General features: G+C 58.6%; 16 protein-coding genes. 10 read left to right on the plus strand and 6 right to left on the minus strand.

The features are described from left to right. Positions 1-24: 24 nt before the first annotated feature. Complete coding sequence (locus tag ACR0EL_RS01430) at positions 25-486, minus strand: peroxiredoxin (RefSeq protein ID WP_353006573.1); 462 nt, start codon at positions 484-486, stop codon at positions 25-27. Positions 487-554: 68 nt separating this feature from the next. Between ACR0EL_RS01430 and ACR0EL_RS01435 the strand changes: the two genes are divergently transcribed. The 4 genes from ACR0EL_RS01435 (at position 555) to ACR0EL_RS01450 (ending at position 7,102) form a co-directional block, all read left to right on the plus strand. After that, positions 555-3,941: a YhdP family protein gene (locus tag ACR0EL_RS01435; protein ID WP_480497586.1), complete on the plus strand. Its 3,387-nt coding sequence runs from the start codon at positions 555-557 to the stop codon at positions 3,939-3,941. Between the two features lie 44 nt (positions 3,942-3,985). Next, on the plus strand, positions 3,986-5,032 hold the full coding sequence (gene queA, locus ACR0EL_RS01440) for a tRNA preQ1(34) S-adenosylmethionine ribosyltransferase-isomerase QueA (RefSeq protein WP_480497589.1): 1,047 nt from the start codon (positions 3,986-3,988) through the stop codon (positions 5,030-5,032). Positions 5,033-5,145: 113 nt separating this feature from the next. Continuing rightward, positions 5,146-6,417: an MFS transporter gene (locus ACR0EL_RS01445; protein ID WP_480497591.1), complete on the plus strand. Its 1,272-nt coding sequence runs from the start codon at positions 5,146-5,148 to the stop codon at positions 6,415-6,417. A gap of 109 nt (positions 6,418-6,526) precedes the next feature. Beyond that, positions 6,527-7,102: a DUF924 family protein gene (locus tag ACR0EL_RS01450; protein WP_353006581.1), complete on the plus strand. Its 576-nt coding sequence runs from the start codon at positions 6,527-6,529 to the stop codon at positions 7,100-7,102. Here the strand turns inward: ACR0EL_RS01450 and ACR0EL_RS01455 are convergent. Next, positions 7,099-7,533 (minus strand): hypothetical protein, encoded by a 435-nt coding sequence (locus ACR0EL_RS01455; protein WP_480497593.1) that lies wholly within the window; start codon positions 7,531-7,533, stop codon positions 7,099-7,101. The two genes, ACR0EL_RS01450 and ACR0EL_RS01455, sit on opposite strands and share 4 nt — an antisense overlap. Positions 7,534-7,748: 215 nt before the next feature. On the opposite strand from ACR0EL_RS01455, the gene lpdA reads away from it, so the two are divergent. Next, a complete protein-coding gene (gene lpdA / locus ACR0EL_RS01460) occupies positions 7,749-9,143 on the plus strand; it encodes a dihydrolipoyl dehydrogenase (protein ID WP_480497595.1) in 1,395 nt (464 codons plus the stop codon). A 134-nt stretch (positions 9,144-9,277) separates the two neighbouring features. Here the strand turns inward: lpdA and ACR0EL_RS01465 are convergent, their stop codons facing one another. Next, the gene (locus tag ACR0EL_RS01465) at positions 9,278-10,663 is read right to left on the minus strand and encodes a dipeptidase (protein WP_480497597.1); all 1,386 of its coding nucleotides are present in this window, start codon (positions 10,661-10,663) and stop codon (positions 9,278-9,280) included. A 332-nt stretch (positions 10,664-10,995) separates the two neighbouring features. Between ACR0EL_RS01465 and hemA the strand changes: the two genes are divergently transcribed. The 3 genes from hemA (at position 10,996) to ispG (ending at position 14,749) form a co-directional block, all read left to right on the plus strand. Beyond that, positions 10,996-12,219, plus strand: a complete 1,224-nt coding sequence (gene hemA, locus ACR0EL_RS01470; RefSeq protein ID WP_170531660.1) for a 5-aminolevulinate synthase — start codon at positions 10,996-10,998, stop codon at positions 12,217-12,219. 131 nt (positions 12,220-12,350) lie between these two features. Beyond that, complete coding sequence (locus tag ACR0EL_RS01475) at positions 12,351-13,556, plus strand: helix-turn-helix domain-containing protein (RefSeq protein ID WP_480497599.1); 1,206 nt, start codon at positions 12,351-12,353, stop codon at positions 13,554-13,556. Positions 13,557-13,627: 71 nt separating this feature from the next. After that, the gene (gene ispG, locus ACR0EL_RS01480) at positions 13,628-14,749 is read left to right on the plus strand and encodes a flavodoxin-dependent (E)-4-hydroxy-3-methylbut-2-enyl-diphosphate synthase (RefSeq protein ID WP_480497600.1); all 1,122 of its coding nucleotides are present in this window, start codon (positions 13,628-13,630) and stop codon (positions 14,747-14,749) included. Positions 14,750-14,755: 6 nt separating this feature from the next. Here ispG and ACR0EL_RS01485 read toward each other — a convergent pair whose 3' ends face one another. Genes ACR0EL_RS01485 through ACR0EL_RS01495 form a run of 3 tightly spaced genes read right to left on the minus strand, consistent with a single transcriptional unit; the run spans position 14,756 to position 17,977 of the window. After that, positions 14,756-15,826 carry an agmatine deiminase family protein gene (locus ACR0EL_RS01485; RefSeq protein ID WP_480497602.1) on the minus strand — a complete coding sequence of 357 codons (1,071 nt, stop codon included), beginning with the start codon at positions 15,824-15,826 and terminating at the stop codon, positions 14,756-14,758. A gap of 10 nt (positions 15,827-15,836) precedes the next feature. Then, positions 15,837-16,595 carry a DsbA family protein gene (locus tag ACR0EL_RS01490; RefSeq protein ID WP_480497604.1) on the minus strand — a complete coding sequence of 253 codons (759 nt, stop codon included), beginning with the start codon at positions 16,593-16,595 and terminating at the stop codon, positions 15,837-15,839. After that, a complete protein-coding gene (locus tag ACR0EL_RS01495) occupies positions 16,592-17,977 on the minus strand; it encodes a M48 family metalloprotease (RefSeq protein ID WP_480497606.1) in 1,386 nt (461 codons plus the stop codon). Before ACR0EL_RS01495 ends, ACR0EL_RS01490 begins: the two co-directional genes overlap by 4 nt. Here ACR0EL_RS01495 and ACR0EL_RS01500 point away from each other — a divergent pair. Both ACR0EL_RS01500 and ACR0EL_RS01505 read left to right on the plus strand, forming a co-directional pair. Then, positions 17,976-19,139, plus strand: coding sequence for a pyridoxal phosphate-dependent aminotransferase (locus tag ACR0EL_RS01500; protein WP_480497608.1), 1,164 nt, complete (start codon positions 17,976-17,978; stop codon positions 19,137-19,139). The two genes, ACR0EL_RS01495 and ACR0EL_RS01500, sit on opposite strands and share 2 nt — an antisense overlap. A 66-nt stretch (positions 19,140-19,205) precedes the next feature. After that, positions 19,206-20,426, plus strand: a complete 1,221-nt coding sequence (locus ACR0EL_RS01505; protein WP_480497610.1) for an N-acetylmuramoyl-L-alanine amidase — start codon at positions 19,206-19,208, stop codon at positions 20,424-20,426. The last annotated feature ends 14 nt before the right edge of the window (positions 20,427-20,440 follow it).

Here is a 20,440-nt window from a genome sequence, read left to right on the forward strand (position 1 = left end):
GGATGGCCGTCGGGGTCGAGAGGCTTACATCGCCTTCACTGCATCCAATACCGCATCAACATGGCCAGGCACCTTGACCTTGCGCCAAAGCTGCGCAATGCGGCCTTCGCCGTCGATGATGAAAGTGGACCGTTCGATTCCCATCGACTTTCGGCCATACATGTTCTTTTCAACCCAGACACCATAGTCTTCGCAGACGGTCGAGTTTTCGTCGGACAAAAGCGGCGTGGTCAGCCCATGCTTGGCGACAAACTTGTCATGTTTGGCAACGCTGTCGCGCGAGATGCCGAAAACTTGAGCACCCGCATCGGCAAAGGCCTGAAGTTGTTCCGAGAAACCGATGGATTCCTTGGTACAGCCCGGCGTATCATCACGGGGATAGAAAAACAAAACGACGGTTGTGCCGCGCAGGTCCGATAGGGTGACCTCGCCACCTCCGTCACGAGGCAGGGTGAAATCGGGGGCCATGTCTGAAATGTCGGGCATTGGATACTCCGCAATAGGGTTTTAAGGGCTGCCCGACATCATAGGGCGATATCAGCGGGTTAAAAGGCGTGGACAGCAAATTGGCGCAGCAGGAACAGCAAGGGGGCGATCCGCCGGAACCTGCCCCGCGTCGCCGCTCGCGCCGCCGGGTTGCAGGGCTCTGGGCCATGCGCGGGGCCGTCCTGCTGGTGGTGCTGGCGCTGATTGCGGGTTTCATGCTGATTGGCCAGCGCATGCATGCCCCGGCCTGGGTGCGGGATCGGGTCGAGGCGCGGCTGGAACAGAGCCTTGGCGGGCTACAGGTTCGGTTTGGCGATGTCAGTTTTATCATCAATGAAGGCTGGCGCCCACGCCTGCGCCTGACAGATGTCAGCATCGCGGATGCGGCGGGCCAGCAAATCGCGCAGGTGTCGGACATGCGGGCGAGCCTTGCGATGCGCCCCTTGCTGCGCGGCAACGTACGCCCCAAGCGCATCCTGCTGAGCGGTGCCCAGATTTCGTTGACCCGGGGCCTGGATGGGGCGCTGACCCTCACGGTTGGCACTGACAGTTCACCAGTTCAGCAGGCCCCCAACCTGGCGCAGCTGATCGAAACCTCGGATGATGTCTTTTTGTCTCCGATGCTCTCGGCCCTTACATCCGTCCGGCTGGACGCGATCACGCTGGACTACCGCGATCTGCGACTGGGTCGGTCATGGATCATGGATGGCGGGCATATCCAGATCACCCGCAACGACAACGAAATGCGACTGGCAACGGGCTTCTCGGTTCTATCTGGACGCGATTTTGTCAGCGGGATCGAGGCCAATTACACCAGCGTTCTGGGCACGCCCGAGGCGCGGTTCGGGGTCACGATCACGGATCTACCTGCCGAGGATGTCTACGGCCAAAGCCCCGCGTTGGCATGGCTGCAAGTTCTGCGTACGCCAATCTCTGGCGCGTTGCGGGGCAGCATCGATGGAGAAGGCGCAGTCGGTTCGCTGTTTGCAACGCTCAATCTGGGGGCCGGTGTGGTGCAGCCAACGCCCGAGACGCGCCCGGTGCCGTTTGATTCGGCCCGGACCTATTTCACCTATGAGCCCACACGTCAGGAGATCGATTTTAACGAAGTATCGGTTGTCTCGGCTTGGGGGGCGGTGCAGGCGTCCGGTAAGGCCTATTTGCAGGGGGTCGAAAATGGAACGCTGGACAGCCTTGATGCGCAGCTTCGATTCACCGGTATCGATGCCAATCCGGCGGGGCTGTTTCCCGAGGCTTTGAAGCTGCGGCAGGCGGATCTTGATTTCAAAATGACCTTCGCGCCGTTCAAGCTGCGCCTTGGACAGATAACCCTCGAAGACGGCGAACATCGTGTACGCGCATCCGGCGAACTAATCGGCCTTGAGGAGGGCTGGTCCGTTGATCTGGATGCCCATCTGGATCGCATGACCTCGGATCAGGTGCTTGGCTATTGGCCTGAGCGTCTGGCCCCGAAGCCGCGCGAATGGGTCACGAAGAACCTATATCAGGGTAAACTGTCGGATATGGATTTCGCATTGCGCCTGCGACCCGGATCGAAACCCGATCTTTACCTTGATTTCGGGTTCGAAGACGCAACAATCCGGTTTGTCAAAACCCTGCCCCCGATAGAAAACGCGCAAGGTCAGGCCAGCCTGATCAACAACAGGTTCACGGCAACGGCGCAGAACGGGATTGTTGTTGCAGATGCTGGCGGTCCGGTGGACGCGTCGGGGACGTCCTTCATTATCCCGGATACGGATATCAAGAAATCCGCCCCCGCCATTGCCCGGATCAAGGCATCAGGCGGTGTGACAGCCGCGCTGTCGTTGCTGGATCGACCGCCGCTATCCTTGCTCAGCAAAGCCAATCTGCCAGTTGATCTGGCTGATGGTACCGTTTCGCTAAGCGGTACGCTGTCTTTGCCGTTAAAGAAAAAGCTGAAGTTTCAGGAGACCCAGTTCCATTTCGATGGCGATCTAGACAATCTAAGCAGCGATAGGCTGGTTCCCGGGTTTTCCGTGTCCGCTGACACGCTGCGCCTGAGCGGCGATCAAACTGGCGTGCAGATCGCAGGGCAGGGCCTTTTCGGTGATGTGCCGATCGAGGCCAGTTGGCGGCAACCCATCAATGGTGAAACGGCGCAGCGCAGCGAATTGACCGGCCAGATTGAGTTGTCTCCCAAACTGATGGAAACGCTGAAGGCGGGGCTGCCACGCGGGATGCTAACGGGGAAAGGCACGGCCGATATCACGCTGGGGATCGGTGCAGGGGAACCGCCGAAACTGTCGGCCCAGTCTGATTTGCAGGGGGTTGCACTCGCCATCCCGGAACTCAGCTGGCGCAAAGCTGCGGGCAGCACTGGTACGCTGAGTGCAGAAGCAACCTTGGGAGATCAGATCAGTGTCGATAGCTTGCAATTGAACGCGGCTGGATTGCGGGCCAAAGGCGCGATTTCCTTCCGCGAAGACGGGGCCTTCGATCGCGTCAACTTTAGCTCATTTGATCTGGGTGATTGGCTGGCCGTCCCGGCGGTGCTGATCAGGCGCGAGGCCGGGCCACCCGACATCCGCGTGCTGGGGGGCGTGCTGAACCTGGGCCGCGCGCAATTCGGCGCTGGAGACGGGGGCGCAGGCGGCTCGGGCCAAGGATCGCAGGTGGACGTGACGCTAGATCGGTTGCAGGTCACCGAATCCGTGGCGTTGACTGGATTTCAGGGGGTGTTTCAAACCACGGGCGGGCTCAATGGAGGCTTTCGGGCGCGCGTGAATGGGGAGGCCGCGGTTCAGGGTCAGGTGACGCCGCGTGGCAATCGCAGCGCTGTGAGCCTGACCTCTGGCGACGCGGGGGCAGTTTTGCGCGCTGCCGGGGTGCTGACACAGGCAAAGGGGGGCGATCTGGATTTGCAGCTTGAGCCGGTAACCGCGCCCGACAGCTATGACGTGATCCTCAAGATCATAAATACCCGCATTACCGACGCCCCTGCCATGGCGGCGCTGCTGAATGCCATCAGCCTTGTGGGTCTACTGGATGAGATGGCTGGGCAGGGGATCTTCTTCTCATCCATCGACAGCCGGATGAGGCTGACGCCGAGCGAAATCAAAGTGCTAAGCGGCAGCGCCGTTGGCCCGTCGATGGGTCTGTCTTTCGACGGCATTATTGATACGGTGAACGGCAGGCTGGATCTACGTGGTGCGATCTCGCCAATCTACCTGGTGAATGCCATCGGCAGCGTGCTGACCCGCAAGGGTGAGGGGATCATCGGCTTTAACTATTCTCTCACTGGCCCACTGAGCGCGCCTAAAGTATCGGTGAACCCTTTGTCCGGACTGGCCCCGTTGTTCCTGCGCAATCTGTTGCGTCCGCCGGCACCGACCGTCTCGGACGGGCCGAATGCGCAGCGGCAGAAACCGGATGAGCCAAAGCGGACCTTCGGATCACCGCCTCGGGACAATTGAACCGGGATATGGCCGAATCTGTCTTGGCCTTGTAAGGCGCGGCCATGAAACTCAGCGATTTTGATTTCTACCTGCCCGAAGACCTGATTGCCACGCGGCCCGCCAATCCGCGATCCTCGGCGCGTTTGCTTGTTGCGCAAGGGGATAGGGTCACCGATAGCCATGTCTTCGATCTGCCCGATTGGTTGCGACCCGGCGACCGCCTTGTGTTAAACGACACACGGGTGATCCCGGCGCGCTTGAGCGGGCGCAGACACCGAGATAGCGCGCAGGGCCCAGTCTCTGCCGCGATCGAAGCAACCTTGCTAGAGCCGCAGTCAGATGGCTGTTGGACCTCCTTGGTCAAACCTTTGAAAAAGGTGAAACCAGAGGAGGAGATCGTCTTCTCGGACGATTTGTCAGCGGTGTTGGATCGGGTTGAGGACGGTCAGGCTTTTCTGCGCTTCAACCTGACTGGTGATGATTTCGACGCGGCGCTGGAACAGGCAGGCGCGATGCCTTTGCCGCCTTACATTGCCGCCAAACGCCCGGCGGATGAGCAGGACAAGACCGACTACCAGACCATCTGGGCCCAAAATGCAGGTGCCGTGGCTGCGCCAACCGCATCACTGCATTTTGATGAGGCGCTGATGCAGGCCTTGGTCGCACGGGGCATCACCTTCAGCTATGTGACATTGCACGTAGGCGCGGGTACGTTTCTGCCGGTCAAGGTTGAGGATGTGACCACTCATAAAATGCATGCTGAATGGGGTCGGGTCAGCGCGGAAGCCGCTGCTGAGGTCAGGGCGACCAAAGCCGCAGGCGGACGCGTCATCCCGGTGGGCACCACAGCACTGCGCCTGATCGAAAGCGCTGCACGCGCGGGGCAGATCGAGGCCTGGGAAGGTGAAACTGATATCTTCATCTACCCCGGCTTTCAGTTCCATGTAACCGATGCGCTGATGACCAATTTCCACCTGCCCAAATCCACCTTGTTGATGCTGGTGTCCGCCCTGATGGGTCAGGACCGGATGCGGCAGCTCTATGATTATGCAATCGCTCAAAAGTATCGTTTCTTCTCATATGGAGATTCGTCGCTTTTGATCCCGTGAGGGCCGCGTTTCAGGCGGCGAACTATAGGAATGTCGTAGACAAGCGCGACCGAGGCGGGTTTTGATCGCACCAACGAATCCGTATTCTGATCGGCATTTCACCGGAGGCCCCAATGATTCAGGTTCTGTCCAGCGCGTGGGCGTTGTTGCTGGGAATGGGGCTGTTGATGGTCGGCAACGGCCTGCAGGGCACGATCCTGGGTGTGCGCGGTGAGATCGAAGGGTTCTCGACGCTCGAGATGTCCTTTGTGATGTCAGCTTATTTCGTGGGCTTTCTGGGCGGATCACGTCTGGCGCCCGAGATGATCCGCCGCGTTGGCCATGTGCGTGTCTTTGCGGCGCTGGCTTCGTTCATCTCGGCTGTCATGATCATGTATCCGATGCTGACCGATCCGATAGCCTGGGTCCTCGGTCGTGTCGTAATCGGCTTCTGTTTCTCGGGCGTATACGTGACCGCAGAAAGCTGGCTGAATAACGCAGCCAGCAATGAAAACCGCGGCCAGGCTCTGTCGCTTTACATGATTGTTCAGATGACCGGCATCATCAGCGCGCAGGGCTTGGTTCTGCTCGGGGACCCGGCTGGCTATCAGACCTTTGTCATTGCCTCGATTTTAGTTTCGATCTCATTCGCGCCGATTTTGCTGTCCATCTCGCCAACCCCTGCGTTCGATTCGACGAAGCCGATGACATTGCGCGAGCTGCTTGGAAAGTCGCCCTTGGCCTGCGTTGGTATGTTTTTGCTGGGCGGTGTGTTCTCGGCGCAGTTTGGTATGTCGGCGGTTTACGGCGCGCGGGCCGGGTTGTCGCTGTTCGAAATTTCGACCTTTGTGGCCGCGTTTTATGTCGGCGCGGTTGTTTTCCAATATCCGCTGGGTTGGTTCTCGGACCGAATGGACCGCCGCCTGCTGATCACGCTTGTCTCGGTCGCCGGTGGCCTTGGTGCCGTGGTCGGGATGATCTATGGCGTGACCTATCCTGTTTTGCTTGGGTCGGCGTTTGTCATCGGAGGTCTGTCGAACCCGCTTTATTCATTGCTGATTGCGCATGCGAACGACTTTCTTGATCACGAGGATATGGCCGCAGCTTCAGGCGGATTAGTTTTCATCAACGGCTTGGGCGCCATTGCGGGCCCACTGATCACGGGTTGGTTAATGGGCGATGAGGTCTTTGGCCCGCAGGGCTTTTTCCTGTTCCTCGCCGCATTGCTGTTCATGACCGCGATTTATGCGCTTTATCGGACCACGCAGCGCCCGACGGTTCCTGTTGACGAGACCGGTACGATGTCGCCGCTTTACCCCACAGCCTCGCCTGTGGCGTTTGAGGTGGCGCAGGAAGTTGCCATTGAAGCCGCCGAGGCCGAGCAGGATGCGCAGGAAACAGCTTAAGACACGAAAATATGTCGATATTGTTGCAATATTTTACTGTAACAAATCTGTAAAATGGCAATAAATGACCTTACGTCCCTGGGGAGGGCACAAGACGGAGTTTAGGGCAATGGTAGGGCCTGAAGACGTACTGAGTTTTTGGTTGGATGAAGTTGGTCCAGACGGTTGGTATCTGCAGGATGATGCCTTGGACGCAAAAATCCGTGATCGTTTTCTGAAAACCTGGGAAGCATCGACCGAAGGCAAGTTCTCGCTTTGGTTGACATATCCCAGCGGTGCCTTGGCATACATCATTCTGACCGACCAATTTCCACGCAACATGTTCCGGGGCAGTGCGCGGGCATTCTCAACTGACCGGGCTGCGCTGGCCGCAGCCAAATGTGCGGTCGACAAAGGCTGGGACCTTAAGATCGATGAACCGGCGCGGCAGTTCTTCTATCTGCCGATGATGCATTCAGAAAACCTGTGCGATCAGGAACGCTGTGTCCGCTTGATTTGCCAAAACCTCAGCAGCGAGCCCAGCAATCTGCTACATGCACGCGCCCACCGTGAGGTGATCCGCAAATTCGGCCGGTTCCCCTATCGGAATGAGGCTTTGTCACGCCATTCCACCGAACATGAAATGGCCTATGTCAGCATGGGCGGCTATGGCTCGACAGTACGGGAATTACAGGCTGGGGGTTAAACCTCGGGCACGCATCCGCGAATGGCCAGAACCTTCTCGGCGATCACATCGCCTGCGGTGGTGATGGCCGTCTCCACCAACACATCAGGTTCTTCGGCCAGGTCGGAGAACCGGGTCTGAGCAGATTTCAAACTGTCTTCAATCGCGTCCAAACGATTCAGCGTCATGGAAATACGCTGCGTGGTGGCCGTATCCAATGCGCTGCCATCGGTTGGCAGAGAAGCCAGTTCGCTACGCAGGGCAGTCAGCTCTCCGCGAATGCCCTGGGCTTCGTCGCGCAAGGGGGCAACGACTTGAATGACATCCGAAAAATTAGCCGAAATACTCTCCACACTCGATGCTAGTTTCCAGCCAAGAAATAGGCAAAGGGCCACCAGGATCAGGGTGGCATTGAGCAGCGCGAGCAAAAGATCTTTCAATGTTTTGGCCATGGGAAGCCTTTCGAATAAACTGGGGTTGAGACTATGAAATTGCCTAAGGCTCTTCTGTTCTAGCCTTTGGGCAGTCCCGGGTATAGGCTGAAAACAGCGCCTTTTCGCTGCTGGTTCCTCGCGTCGCTTTTGTCGCGGATGTGCTGTGTTGATGCGCTCTGAAAAGTAGTTTAATGGTAAACTAAATTTCGTTCGACCTGCGCCGAGAGGGACACATGGCTGCACAATCTTTTGATCTGATCGTTATCGGGGCTGGTCCGGGGGGCTATGTCGCTGCAATCCGCGCCGCGCAATTGGGGTTAAATACCTGTGTGGTTGAACGAGAGCATCTGGGCGGGATATGCCTGAATTGGGGCTGTATCCCGACCAAGGCACTGCTGCGCTCTTCCGAGGTGTTCCACCTGATGGAGCGTGCCAAGGATTTCGGCCTGAAGGCGGACAAGGTCGGATATGATCTGGACGCGGTCGTCAAACGCTCACGCGGCGTAGCAGGGCAGCTTTCGGGTGGCATCGGACACCTGCTGAAGAAGAACAAAGTGACCGTGGTGATGGGCGAGGCGACGATCCCGGCCAAAGGCAAGGTCACAGTCAAAACAGACAAAGGCAACGAAGAACTGACCGCCAAGAACATCGTTCTGGCCACCGGCGCTCGGGCGCGTGAATTGCCGGGGTTGGAAGCTGACGGCGATCTGGTTTGGACATATAAACACGCGCTGCAACCGCCGCGGATGCCGAAGAAGCTGCTCGTTATCGGCTCAGGCGCCATCGGGATCGAATTCGCCAGTTTCTACAACACGCTGGGCGCGGATACGACCGTTGTCGAAGTCATGGACCGCGTACTGCCCGTCGAAGATGCAGAGATCAGCGCCTTTGCCAAGAAGGCCTTTACCAAACAAGGCATGACCATCATGGAAAAGGCGATGGTCAAACAACTGGATCGCGCCAAGGGCAAGGTTACCGCGCATATCGAGGTGAAGGGCAAAATCGAAAAACACGATTTCGACACTGTGATCTCCGCTGTTGGAATCGTCGGCAATGTCGAAAACCTGGGGCTTGAGGCTCTGGGCGTGAAAATCGACCGGACCCATGTCGTCACGGATGAGTATTGCCGTACGGGCGTCGATTGGCTCTATGCCATTGGTGATATCGCAGGCGCCCCCTGGCTGGCGCATAAGGCAAGCCACGAAGGCGTTATGGTCGCGGACCTGATCGCCGGGAAACACGCGCACCCGGTCAAGCCCGAAAGCATCGCAGGATGTACGTATTGTCAGCCCCAGGTCGCTTCGGTCGGGTACAGCGAAGCCAAGGCAAAGGAACTTGGCTATGACATCAAGGTCGGTCGCTTCCCCTTCATCGGCAATGGCAAGGCCATCGCACTGGGCGAGCCTGAAGGTCTGATCAAAACTGTCTTTGACGCCAAGACCGGAGAGCTGCTGGGCGCCCATATGATCGGCGCGGAAGTGACAGAACTGATTCAGGGCTATGTGGTTGGCCGCCAGTTGGAGACCACCGAAGAAGATTTGATAAACACCGTCTTCCCGCATCCGACCCTGTCAGAGATGATGCACGAAGCCGTTCTGGATGCTTATGGGCGCGTAATCCACATGTAAGGGTAGGGGGCTCTGCCCCCGTCGCGGCAAGCCACGACTCCCCCGAGGTATTTTCAAACAGAAGAAGCAGGGCATCCGAACTTCTTCTGTTCCCAAATACCTCGGAGCGCGAGGCAGAGCCTCGCAAAATACTTCTACTTATTCAAAGCGTCCAGAATGCGGGCCCAGGAACGGATGCCCTTGTGGAAGCTTTTGACGTCATATTTTTCGTTGGGCGAATGGATGGCGTCATCGTCATTGGCATAACCAACCAGCATGGAATCCAGCCCGAGCACTGTGTTGAAATACCCAACGACAGGGATAGAGCCGCCCATCCCGGTAAAGACCGCCTCGCGGCCCCATTCGTCAGATAGTGCACCGCGTGCGGCTTCGAATTCAGGTCGGTTAAGATTCATGACCGAGGCTGGCGATCCTTCCAGGTCGTTGTCCCATACTACTTTGGCATCTGGTGACAGGCGATCTTCCACATGTTTGCGGATTTTGTCACGCAGCGCGTCCGGGTCCATGTCACCCACAAGGCGACAGGTGATCTTGCAATGCGCCTCGGATGGGATCACCGTTTTCGACCCCGCGCCATTGTAGCCACCCCACAGCCCGTTCACCTCAAGCGTTGGCCGGGCCCATTGCTGTTCAAGCGTGGAATAACCCTTTTCCCCATGCGGTTGGCTGTAGCCGACCGAATTCAGGTACTCGGCTTCGTCAAACCCGCAATTCTGCCATTGGCGCAACTGCTCGGCAGGTACTTCGTGGACGCCTTCGTAGAAGCCTTCCACGGCAACGCGGCCGGTTTCATCGTCGTAGAATGAATCCACAATTTTCGAAAGCTCACGCAGGGGGTTTAGGCCGGGGCCGCCATAGTGGCCCGAATGCAAGTCGATGCGCGGCCCGACGATGGTGAACTCATCCTTGAGCATACCGCGCAACTGCGAAGCAATCGACGGTACCCCCCGCGATACCATCGACGTATCGCAGACCAGCGCCAGATCGGCCTGCAATTCGTCCTTGTTGGCCTCCAGAAACGGCACCAGAGAGGGTGAACCGGATTCTTCTTCACCCTCGAAGAAAAATGTGATGCGGCAGGGCAGGGTGCCGTGAACCGCTTTCCAGGCGCGGCAGGCCTCGACAAATGTCATCAACTGGCCCTTGTCGTCCGAGGACCCGCGCCCGCGGATGACCTGACCATGCTCGGTATCTTCGATCGCCGGATCAAACGGATCACGATTCCACAGGTTCAGCGGATCGACAGGCTGCACGTCGTAGTGGCCATAGAACAAAACATGAGGCCCGTCTTGGCCTTCGCCCACATGGCCCACAACCATCGGATGGCCTGGTGTTTCGCGTTTTTCGGCCTGAATACCAATGCTTTGCAAATCCCCGACCAACCAATCGGCAGCCTGATCAACCTGTTCCTTGTAGGCAGGATCGGTTGAGATCGACGGGATGCGTAGCAGCTCCATCAAACGGTCGATCGCGCTTTGCAGGTCATCGTCAATCCGACTGAGCACAGGGTCTAAAGACATGAAGGATTCCTTTGTGGTAGACTGTGTTGGCCGAAACCTATCAGCGTTATCGCCAAGGTCCAGTCGGCGGAGTTAGTAAACTGAGTATTGTATTGGAACTTATTTGAAACATCGACTTTCGCCTGCGTCGTTTCCTCGCGCCAGATATCCGCAACTTTACTTGTCGGGGCGAGAACAAGGCTGTATTTGATGCAAATCAAAGTTGGGTTTACCCGTTGGCGATAGGCCGAATAGCAGGTGAATGCAAACGCGTCCTAAACAGTGTAAGCTGTGACGCTGGAAAGAATATGCCCGGTTTTCTGACCGTTCACCGGGCGGCCAAGGAGGGTCCTTTGGACTATACTGCTCAGCTCGATACAGCGATTGCCAGGCTGCATGATGAAGGACGTTACCGGACTTTCATCGACATCGAACGCCGCAAGGGGCATTTCCCCCATGCGGTGCGGACGCGTCCGGATGGGTCGACGCAGGATATCACTGTTTGGTGTGGCAATGACTATCTCGGCATGGGGCAGAATGCGGTGGTTCTGGATGCGATGCACGAAGCCGTCGATGCTGCTGGCGCAGGTTCAGGTGGCACCCGCAATATCTCGGGCACCACCGTTTATCACAAGCGGCTTGAGGCCGAGCTTGCCGATCTGCATGGCAAAGAAGCGGCTCTGCTGTTCACCAGTGCCTATATTGCGAATGACGCAACGCTCAGCACTTTGCCAAAGCTATTCCCGGGCCTCATTATCTATTCCGACGCGCTGAACCATGCCTCGATGATCGAAGGCGTACGCCGCAACGGCGGGTCTAAGCGCATCTTCCGCCACAATGATGTGGAACATCTGCGTGAGCTGCTGGAAGCCGACGACCCCAAAGCACCCAAACTGATCGCGTTTGAATCGGTCTATTCCATGGATGGGGATTTTGGACCCATCGAACAGATTTGCGATCTGGCCGATGAATTCGGCGCGCTCACTTACATTGATGAGGTGCATGCGGTTGGCATGTATGGCCCACGTGGCGGTGGCGTGACCGAGCGGGATCGTCTGGCCCATCGCATCGACATCATCAACGGCACGCTGGCCAAGGCCTATGGCGTGATGGGTGGCTATATCGCCGCCAGCGAAAAGATGTGTGACGCGGTACGCTCTTACGCGCCGGGCTTCATCTTTACCACGTCTCTGCCGCCTGCCGTTGCCGCGGGGGCTGCTGCCTCGGTGGCCTATCTGAAAACGGCGCCCGAGCTGCGCGAGCAGCATCAGACCCAGGCCAAGATCCTCAAACTGCGTCTGAAGGGGATGGGGCTGCCGTTGATTGATCATGGCAGCCATATTGTGCCCGTCATCGTGGGCAATCCGGTCCATACGAAAATTCTGAGCGACCGGTTGCTGGATGACTATGGCATTTATGTGCAACCGATCAATTTCCCGACCGTTCCGCGCGGAACTGAGCGGTTGCGGTTTACGCCGTCTCCGGTGCATGGGCCGGGCGAAATGAACCGCTTGGTTCAGGCGATGGACGAACTTTGGTCACATTGTGCGCTAAATCGCGCCGAACTTGCCGGATAACCTAACGCTAAAGTGTGCAACTTATTTGCCACGTGTTAAGCTTACGCTAACAAAAGAAGCGGACGAATCGTCTATGGGGGACGATTCGGCGTTAGCGCAAAACGCGTGACAGGCAGAATGGGGCGGCAGGCATGATTGGGCGCAGATCACAGCGCGAATCTGAAGAAGGCGTGGAGTTCAGACCGAAGGGTTTTGACGACTACGAAGTTCGTCTGGGCGACCAGATGCGCGGTGAGCGCGCCACCATGGGCAAGTCGCTTCTGGATGTGCAGCGAGAGCTGCGGATTAAGGCCAATTACATCGCTGCAATCGAAAACGCCGATCCTGATGCGTTTGATACACCCGGCTTCATCGCCGGGTATGTTCGTTCCTACGCTAGGTATCTGGGCATGAACCCGGATGAGACCTTTGCCAGCTTCTGCGCGGAAAGTGGTTTTGAGGTCGCGCATGGGATGTCGGCCGAGGCCTCGGTTGTGCGCAAACCTTCTGGCGATGTTCTGGCACGCGGACCGATGGGTCGTGACCCGTTCATTTCGCCGAACACGCCTTACATTCCGGGCAAGGAATCTCTGGTCAGCCAGATTGAGCCACGCGCGATTGGCTCGTCTTTGGTGCTGTTGGCAGTGATTGCCGGCATCGGCTATGGCGGCTGGTCTGTTTTGAACAAGATTCAACAGGTGCAGGTCAGCCCGGTTGAGCAGGCACCGGTGGTTCTGTCAGATCTGGATCCTTTGGATGCTGCCCGGACCAATACAGCCGAAGTCGAAACAGCGGCGGCCAACACTGAAGCGCTGGACCGTCTGTATCGCCCGCAAGCGCTGGATGTCCCTGTTCTGGTCGCGCGCGATGCGCCTATCTCAACGCTCGACCCGCGTGATGTAGGAGCCTTCCGTCCGCCGGAGTTGCCTGAAGTTGTTGTGGCAGACATTCATACCGTTGAACGCCCAAGCTTGCCGCAGGTTGTTGAACAGATCGACACAACTCTGAAAATCGTGGCCGTTGATCCAGCGTGGATGCGCGTTACGGCCGCCGATGGCAGCGTGATATTTGAAGGCACGCTTGGCACCGTCGAACAGGGCAACGTGTTCGAGGTTCCATTGACTGAAGAACCACCTCAGCTGCGGGCAGGGGCGTCTGGTTCGGTCTATTTCTCGATGGACGGCCAGCATTTTGGCCCGGCAGGTGCCCCTGGCACGGTCGCAAAGGGGGTCGTTCTGTCCAAGGATGCCGTGTCAGAAGCCTATGCCGTGGCCGATCTTGAGGCGGAACAGAACAGTGCCCTTAAGCAGTTGGTCGCTGAGCTGCAGACAGACGTGGCAGAACAGCCCTCTGAGTGATCTAGCCATTGCGGTACCCCTGTTGGCGGACTATCTAAAGACGCAACTCAGGCAGATGCGGACCGGTCCCTATGTCCCTCAATCATGTGCGCCCGTGGCGGAACATCTATCGTCGTAAGTCCCGTCAGATCATGGTGGGGAACGTGCCGGTCGGTGGCGATGCCCCGATTGCAGTTCAAACAATGACCAACACGTTGACCACGGATGTGGCGGCGACGGTGGCACAGGTTCAGGCGGCGGCCGAGGCAGGGGCCGATATTGTGCGCGTTTCGGTGCCGGATGAGGCATCATCAAAAGCTCTTAAAGAGATCGTGCGCGAAAGCCCGGTGCCGATCGTGGCCGACATCCACTTTCATTACCGCCGTGGCATCGAAGCCGCCGAGGCAGGTGCCGCCTGCCTGCGGATCAACCCGGGCAATATAGGCAGTGAAGAGCGCGTGAAAGAGGTCATCCAGGCCGCGCGCGACCACGAGTGCTCCATCCGGATCGGCGTGAATGCGGGTAGTCTGGAAAAGCACCTGCTTGAAAAATATGCAGAACCCTGCCCCGAGGCGATGGTCGAAAGCGGGTTGGAGCATATCCGCATTCTGCAAGACAATGACTTTCATAATTTCAAGATCAGCGTGAAGGCCAGCGACGTGTTCCTGTCGGCGGCGGCTTATCAGGGCATTGCCGAGGCCACTGACGCGCCGATCCATCTGGGCATCACCGAGGCCGGAGGGCTGGTCAGCGGCACCATCAAATCCGCCATTGGTCTGGGCAACCTGCTATGGATGGGGATCGGCGACACGATCCGCGTCAGCCTGTCAGCTGATCCGGTGGAAGAGGTCAAGGTGGGCTACGAGATTCTGAAATCTCTGGGCCTGCGCCATCGCGGCGTGAACATCATCTCGTGCCCGTCTTGTGCGCGGCAGGGGTTTGACGTGATCAAGACGGTTGAAGCGCTGGAACAGCGGCTGGAGCATATCAAGACACCGATGTCCCTGTCGATCATCGGTTGCGTCGTTAACGGCCCGGGTGAGGCGCTGATGACCGATGTGGGCTTTACCGGCGGTGGGGCCGGGTCCGGTATGGTGTATCTGGCGGGCAAAGCCAGCCACAAGATGTCGAACGACCAGATGATCGATCACATCGTGGAAGAGGTCGAGAAAAAGGCTGCAGAACTGGATGCTGTGGCCGAGGCTGCGGAGTAGGCTGCTTTATGTTTCTGGCATCTGCTGGGTCGCGCAGTGAATGCCTCCACCCAACTCACCCAGTGCGTCCACGTTCAGGCTTACGACCTGGCGTCCCGGATAGTGTTTCGCGATGACCTCCTGTGCGATCTGATCAGTCTCAGGGTCGCCAAATTGCGCCAGAATGATCCCGCCATTGCAAACATAGTAATTGGCGTAAGAGGCCACGAATTCCGGGTCCTGCACGCGCCGCTTGTAAGGTTCGGGGATGACCTCAACACGTAGGCCTTCGGCAATTAACCTGTCATATGTGTCCAACGCAGCGGCATGAAACGGGTCGTCCGGATCAGGGTCATCCGGCAAATTGATCAAGACGCGCCCCGGCCCAGTGAACCTTGCCAGACTGTCGATATGATAATCCGTTACGTCTTGGCCCCAAACGCCCTCGGACCAGATCATCCGTTCTGCTCCATAGGCCCGCAACAGCCGCGCTTCGATCTCGGCGCGCGATAGTCCCGGATTGCGGTTTTCATTCACCCATGAGCTTTCATGGGCCATGAGCAAACCATGGCCGTCTTGTTCCAAGCCACCGGCTTCGCCACGAAGACCGGAGCGGATCAGGGGAACATCCAGCCGCTCGGCGATACGACGGGCGATTTGCGCGTCATTTTTGTGGACCTGTTTGCCGCCCCAGCCGTTGAATTGAATTTGGCTGATTGCAAGGTCGCCGGAGTCGTTTGTCACGAAGATAGGGCCACTGTCCCGACACCAAAGATCATCTGTTGGAACATCCCAAAGCTGGACATTGTCCGAGAGAGAGCGGCGCGCCTGACCATGGTGTTCCCGCGCCGCAAGCATGACCACGGGTTCAAAAGCCGATATGGCGTTTGCGATATCCGCAATGGTCTGCTGAACCATCGACAGCCATACCGTGTCGCGATAAACAGCGCGGTTTACCGGCCATTGCATGAACGTAAGCTGGTGAGGTTCCTCTTCTGCCGGTACGAAGTAGCCAGCAGAAGGGCCCGCGGATGCGTAGCGTGCCTGAGACAAGGCGCCTACCGCTCCGATACCAAGGACGAATTCACGTCTGCGCATCTGGGGCTGATCATCCCCGGTCCGCGCGAACGCCGTCCGCAATCTGCTGCATCTGGTCGGCGGGCAGGAAGCCGCGCAGCATTTCGGTGCCCAGAACAAAGGACGGTGTACCCGAGATCTGCATCCGTTGCGCCAGGGCACGGGTGCGGGTGATCTCATCGGTGACCTGATCGCTGTCCATGGCGGCGACGATGGCGTCGCTATCCAGGCCCAGCCCGTCCGAGATGCGGCGCAGGGTGACTTCGCTGGGTTCACCTGTGAATTCAAGTAGGGCGTCATGCACCTGCTTATACGCGTCATCCCCGGCCACATGTTTGGTGGCCACGGCAAAGCGCGAAGATAGAACCGAGGCATCGCCAAGGATCGGGAATTCCTTGATCACCAAACGGATGTTTCCGTCGGCTTCCAGCAATTGCGCGACCTCGGGCACCGCGCGGCGGCAATAGCCACATCGATAATCCATGAATTCGACCAGGGTGATGTCGCCATCCGGGTTGCCGCCGACCCAGCTGTAGCCGTCATTGAACAGCTCATCCACGTTTGCGGCCACCAAGTCCTTGTCTGCGGCGGCTTCGGCTGCGGCGTTGCGCTGTTCCAGAATGTTGATCGCTTCCAGAATAACCTCGGGGTTTTCCAGAAGGTATTCGCGCACCTGCGCACCAAATTCGGCGCGCTCCGCATCGCTCATGGCGTTCAGATCCAGCGCTTGTGCCGGGCCTGCGATCAGGGAAAGCCCCAGAAGGGCGGGGGCTGCATGTCTGAGGATCATTTCCGTTTCCTTTTCGAGTTCTTCTTTGCGCGTTCCGACGCAATCAACACATCCTGTGCCCTTTGCCAACCCGGAGACCCTTCGGGCAATTGCCCGACGGCGCGCCTTGCGTGGATCCCTGCATCCGCCAGCCGGCCTTGCAGGGCGTATCGTTCAGCGGTGACGGCCGAGGCCATCCCATTGTTGCCGACCTGTGCATAGGCCAGTCCCAAATCCCGCATCAGGCGGGCATTGCGAAAATCGCGGGCGCGTGCCTTTTCAAGCACCTGCAGGGCGTCCTTGGTCTTGCCTTGCGCCAAAAGGGCACGCCCATAGCCTGCCAGGATCAACGAGTCATTCGGTGCCATTTCGACCGCTTGACCATAGGCTTGAACCGCCTCAGCCAGTTGTCTGTTTTCCAACAGGATTTGCCCCTTGAGCTCATAGTAAAACGGATCGTCCGGGCGGATGGCCAACGCCTCGTCAATCGCGGCGCGCGCACTGGCCAGATTGCGGTTCTGATGGTGGGCCGAGGCTTCTCGCATCATGCGGATGTCGCGATCGGTCTCTTCCTTGGCGCGGCGCAGGGTCCAGGACGGGGTGCGCAAAAAGGCCGAGAGCTTGCCTTTGACACGCGCAAACCAGTAGTCGGCATTTGCGTTGGGCTGGGCCTTGTCGCCGAACTCTTCCAGAAACGCTTCGGCGGCGCGCAGGCGTTCGCGGCTGGTGGGATGCGACCGCATATACGGGTCCTGATTTGCCGTGCTCAGCAGTTCTTGCCCAGCGAATTTGCGGTGAAGCGTGACCATCCCGCTGGGGGAGATACCGGCCCATCGCAAGTAGCTGGCCGCGCTGCGATCGGCCGAGGCCTCTTCGGCCCGTGTATGCCCCAGAAAGCTGCGCAGCGCAGAGCTCTGCACACCCGCAGCAATCCCGGCGGCGGCCTCTCCGCCGCCTGCAGCAGCTGCGATCAGCGCCAATGCAGTGCCAAGGCCTGCATTGCGGTTTGCCGCCCGCAGGTTCTCTGAACGCCGCGCCAGATGCCCGTTGGCGATATGCGCGGCTTCGTGTGCGATCACTGCCTGCAGCATTTCGGGGCTGTCGACGCCCAGGATCAGGCCATAGTTCAGGTAGATCGCGTTATAGTCGATCACAAAGGCGTTAAACGTGCTGTCATTTACCACCAGGATTCGAACCCGGTTGGTGTTCAGCCCGGCGGCGCGGAGTACGGGAAAGGCCAGTTCTCGCAGGCCGTATTCGATATCGGGGTCGCGGATCAGGCTTTGCGCATGGCTCTGCACCGCCGCCGTCAGCCACAGGACAGCTGCCAGTATCAGGGCCGGGATTGACGCCAGCCGGGATACGCGTTCAAAAGCCATGGCTGCAACATGGGAGATGGGCATGAGAAACTCAACCCGGTCCGGGGTCGATCCGTTTATTGTGATGGACGTGATGGAGGATGCGCGCAAGGCGGAAGAGGCCGGACGTCACATCATCCACATGGAGGTTGGCCAGCCCGGAACCGGCGCGCCCAAGGGGGCGACCGAGGCTTTGGCCCACGCGATGCAACAAGGCCCGCTGGGTTATACGGTGGCTTTGGGCCTGCCCGCACTGCGCCAGCGGATCGCGCAAATGTATGGCGAATGGTACAATGTCGATCTGAGCCCCGAACGGGTGGTGATCACTCCGGGGTCGTCGGGCGGGTTTCTTCTGGCCTTTACAGCGCTGTTCGACAGCGGCGATCGTGTGGGTATCGGCGCGCCGGGCTATCCGTCTTACCGACAGATTCTGAAAGCGCTGGGCTTGGTTCCCGTTGATCTGCCAACCGCGCCCGAAAATCGCCTGCAGCCTGTGCCATCCGATTTCGCAGGGCTGGGCCTGCAGGGTCTGATGGTGGCGTCACCCGCCAATCCGACCGGTACAATGCTGAATCGCGCAGCCATGGGCGCGCTGATCAATGCGGCGCACGGGCAGGGCGCATCCTTCATCAGCGATGAAATCTACCACGGACTGGAATACGAGGCCAAAGCCGTCACCGCATTGGAACTGACGGATGAGTGCTATGTGATCAACTCATTCTCCAAGTATTTCTCGATGACCGGCTGGCGGGTCGGTTGGATGGTTGTGCCCGAGGATCAGGTGCGCGTGGTCGAGCGGATTGCCCAGAACATGTTCATCTGCGCCCCCCATGCCAGTCAGGTGGCGGCGCTGGCTGCGATGGAGTGCGAGGACGAGTTGCAAGCCAATCTGAATGTCTATCGCCAGAACCGTGCATTGATGCTCGACGGGTTGCCCAAGGCGGGCTTCACCAATATCGCGCCGCCCGATGGGGCGTTCTATGTCTACGCCGATGTCTCGGACCTGACGGATGACAGCCGCGCATTTGCGGCAGAGATTCTGGACAAGGCGGGCGTTGCGGTCACTCCGGGGCTGGATTTTGACCCCACGCGCGGGCACAGGACCCTGCGGTTTTCCTACGCGCGTGCGACTGCTGATATCGAAGAGGGGTTGGTGCGGCTACAGGCATTCATGTCCGAACGCGGCGCGTTGATGCGACAAGGCTGACCCGTTCACAAAAGCTGCGGCTTGGTGTAGGGTGCCTGCCAAACGATCTCGGGATAACTTGAGGCCATGAGCAGGATTTTCTATTGCATCGCGCTGATCTGGGCGCTGTCTTGTGCTGCTGTCGCGCAGGATTTCAGCGCCCTTGCACGCATTCAGCCGGATCAAAGCCGCATTGTCGACACCGGGCGCACCGGTGTGCAGGTCGATCTTGGCCTTAGCCAGGGGGTGCCGTACCGTATCTTCACCCTACGCGATCCATACCGCATGGTGATGGATTTCCAAGAGGTCGACTGGAGTGGCCTGAACAGCGCAGACTTCCTGCAATCCGAGTTGATCAGCGGTGTTCGGTTTGGCGCTTATGTTCCTGGCTGGTCTCGATTGGTTCTGGAACTTGGTGCACCGATGGCCGTGGATACGGCCGAGATGCAGATCGATCCGAATGCTGGCACGGCCACGCTGACGCTCAACCTCAAAGGCGTTGATTTCGACGTGTTCAACGCCTCGGCAGGTGAGCCCAAGAATCCCGGTTGGGATTTGCCTGAACCCTCGCTGACCGGTCAGGCGACCCCGCGCAAGTCCGATGGCCCTTTGCGCGTGATGCTGGACCCCGGTCATGGCGGTATCGATCCGGGGGCCGAGGTTGGGGGGATCACCGAGAAGAACATGATGCTGACCTTTGCGCGCGAACTGCGGGAAATGCTGTTGCGTTCCGGCGGGTATGAGGTGGTCATGACCCGTGTAGACGATCAGTTCGTTTCGCTGGAACGTCGCATCGCGCTGGCGCATCGGGCAGGCGCGGATGTGTTTATCTCGCTGCATGCGGATTCGCTGTCCGAGGGGCAGGCTCATGGCGCGGCGGTTTACACCCTGTCGGATGAGGCCTCAGATGTGGCCAGTGCAAAGCTGGCCGAACGCCACGATCGCGCGGATTTGCTGGCGGGCGTCGATCTGAAAGGCGCGGATGATGAAGTCACCGATGTGCTGCTGGATTTGGCTCGGCAAGAGACAGAGCCCCGCACAGACGCGCTGGCGCAGGCCTTGGTCAACGGTATGGCGCAGCAGGGCGGACCGATGAATCGCAAGCCCTTGCGCACCGCGTCCTTTTCGGTGCTGAAGGCCGCAGATATACCTTCGGTTCTTGTGGAATTGGGATTTTTGTCCAGCCCCCGAGACCTGGAAAACATCAAGAACCCCGATTGGCGCGCCAAGATGGCCTTTGGGATTTATCAGGGGCTTGAGGACTGGAACCAGCAGGATGTGATCAGGCGGTCCCTGATTGGACAGTGACCTGACGCCCCAAA

It is taken from the genome of Ruegeria sp. AH12, assembly GCF_056541465.1.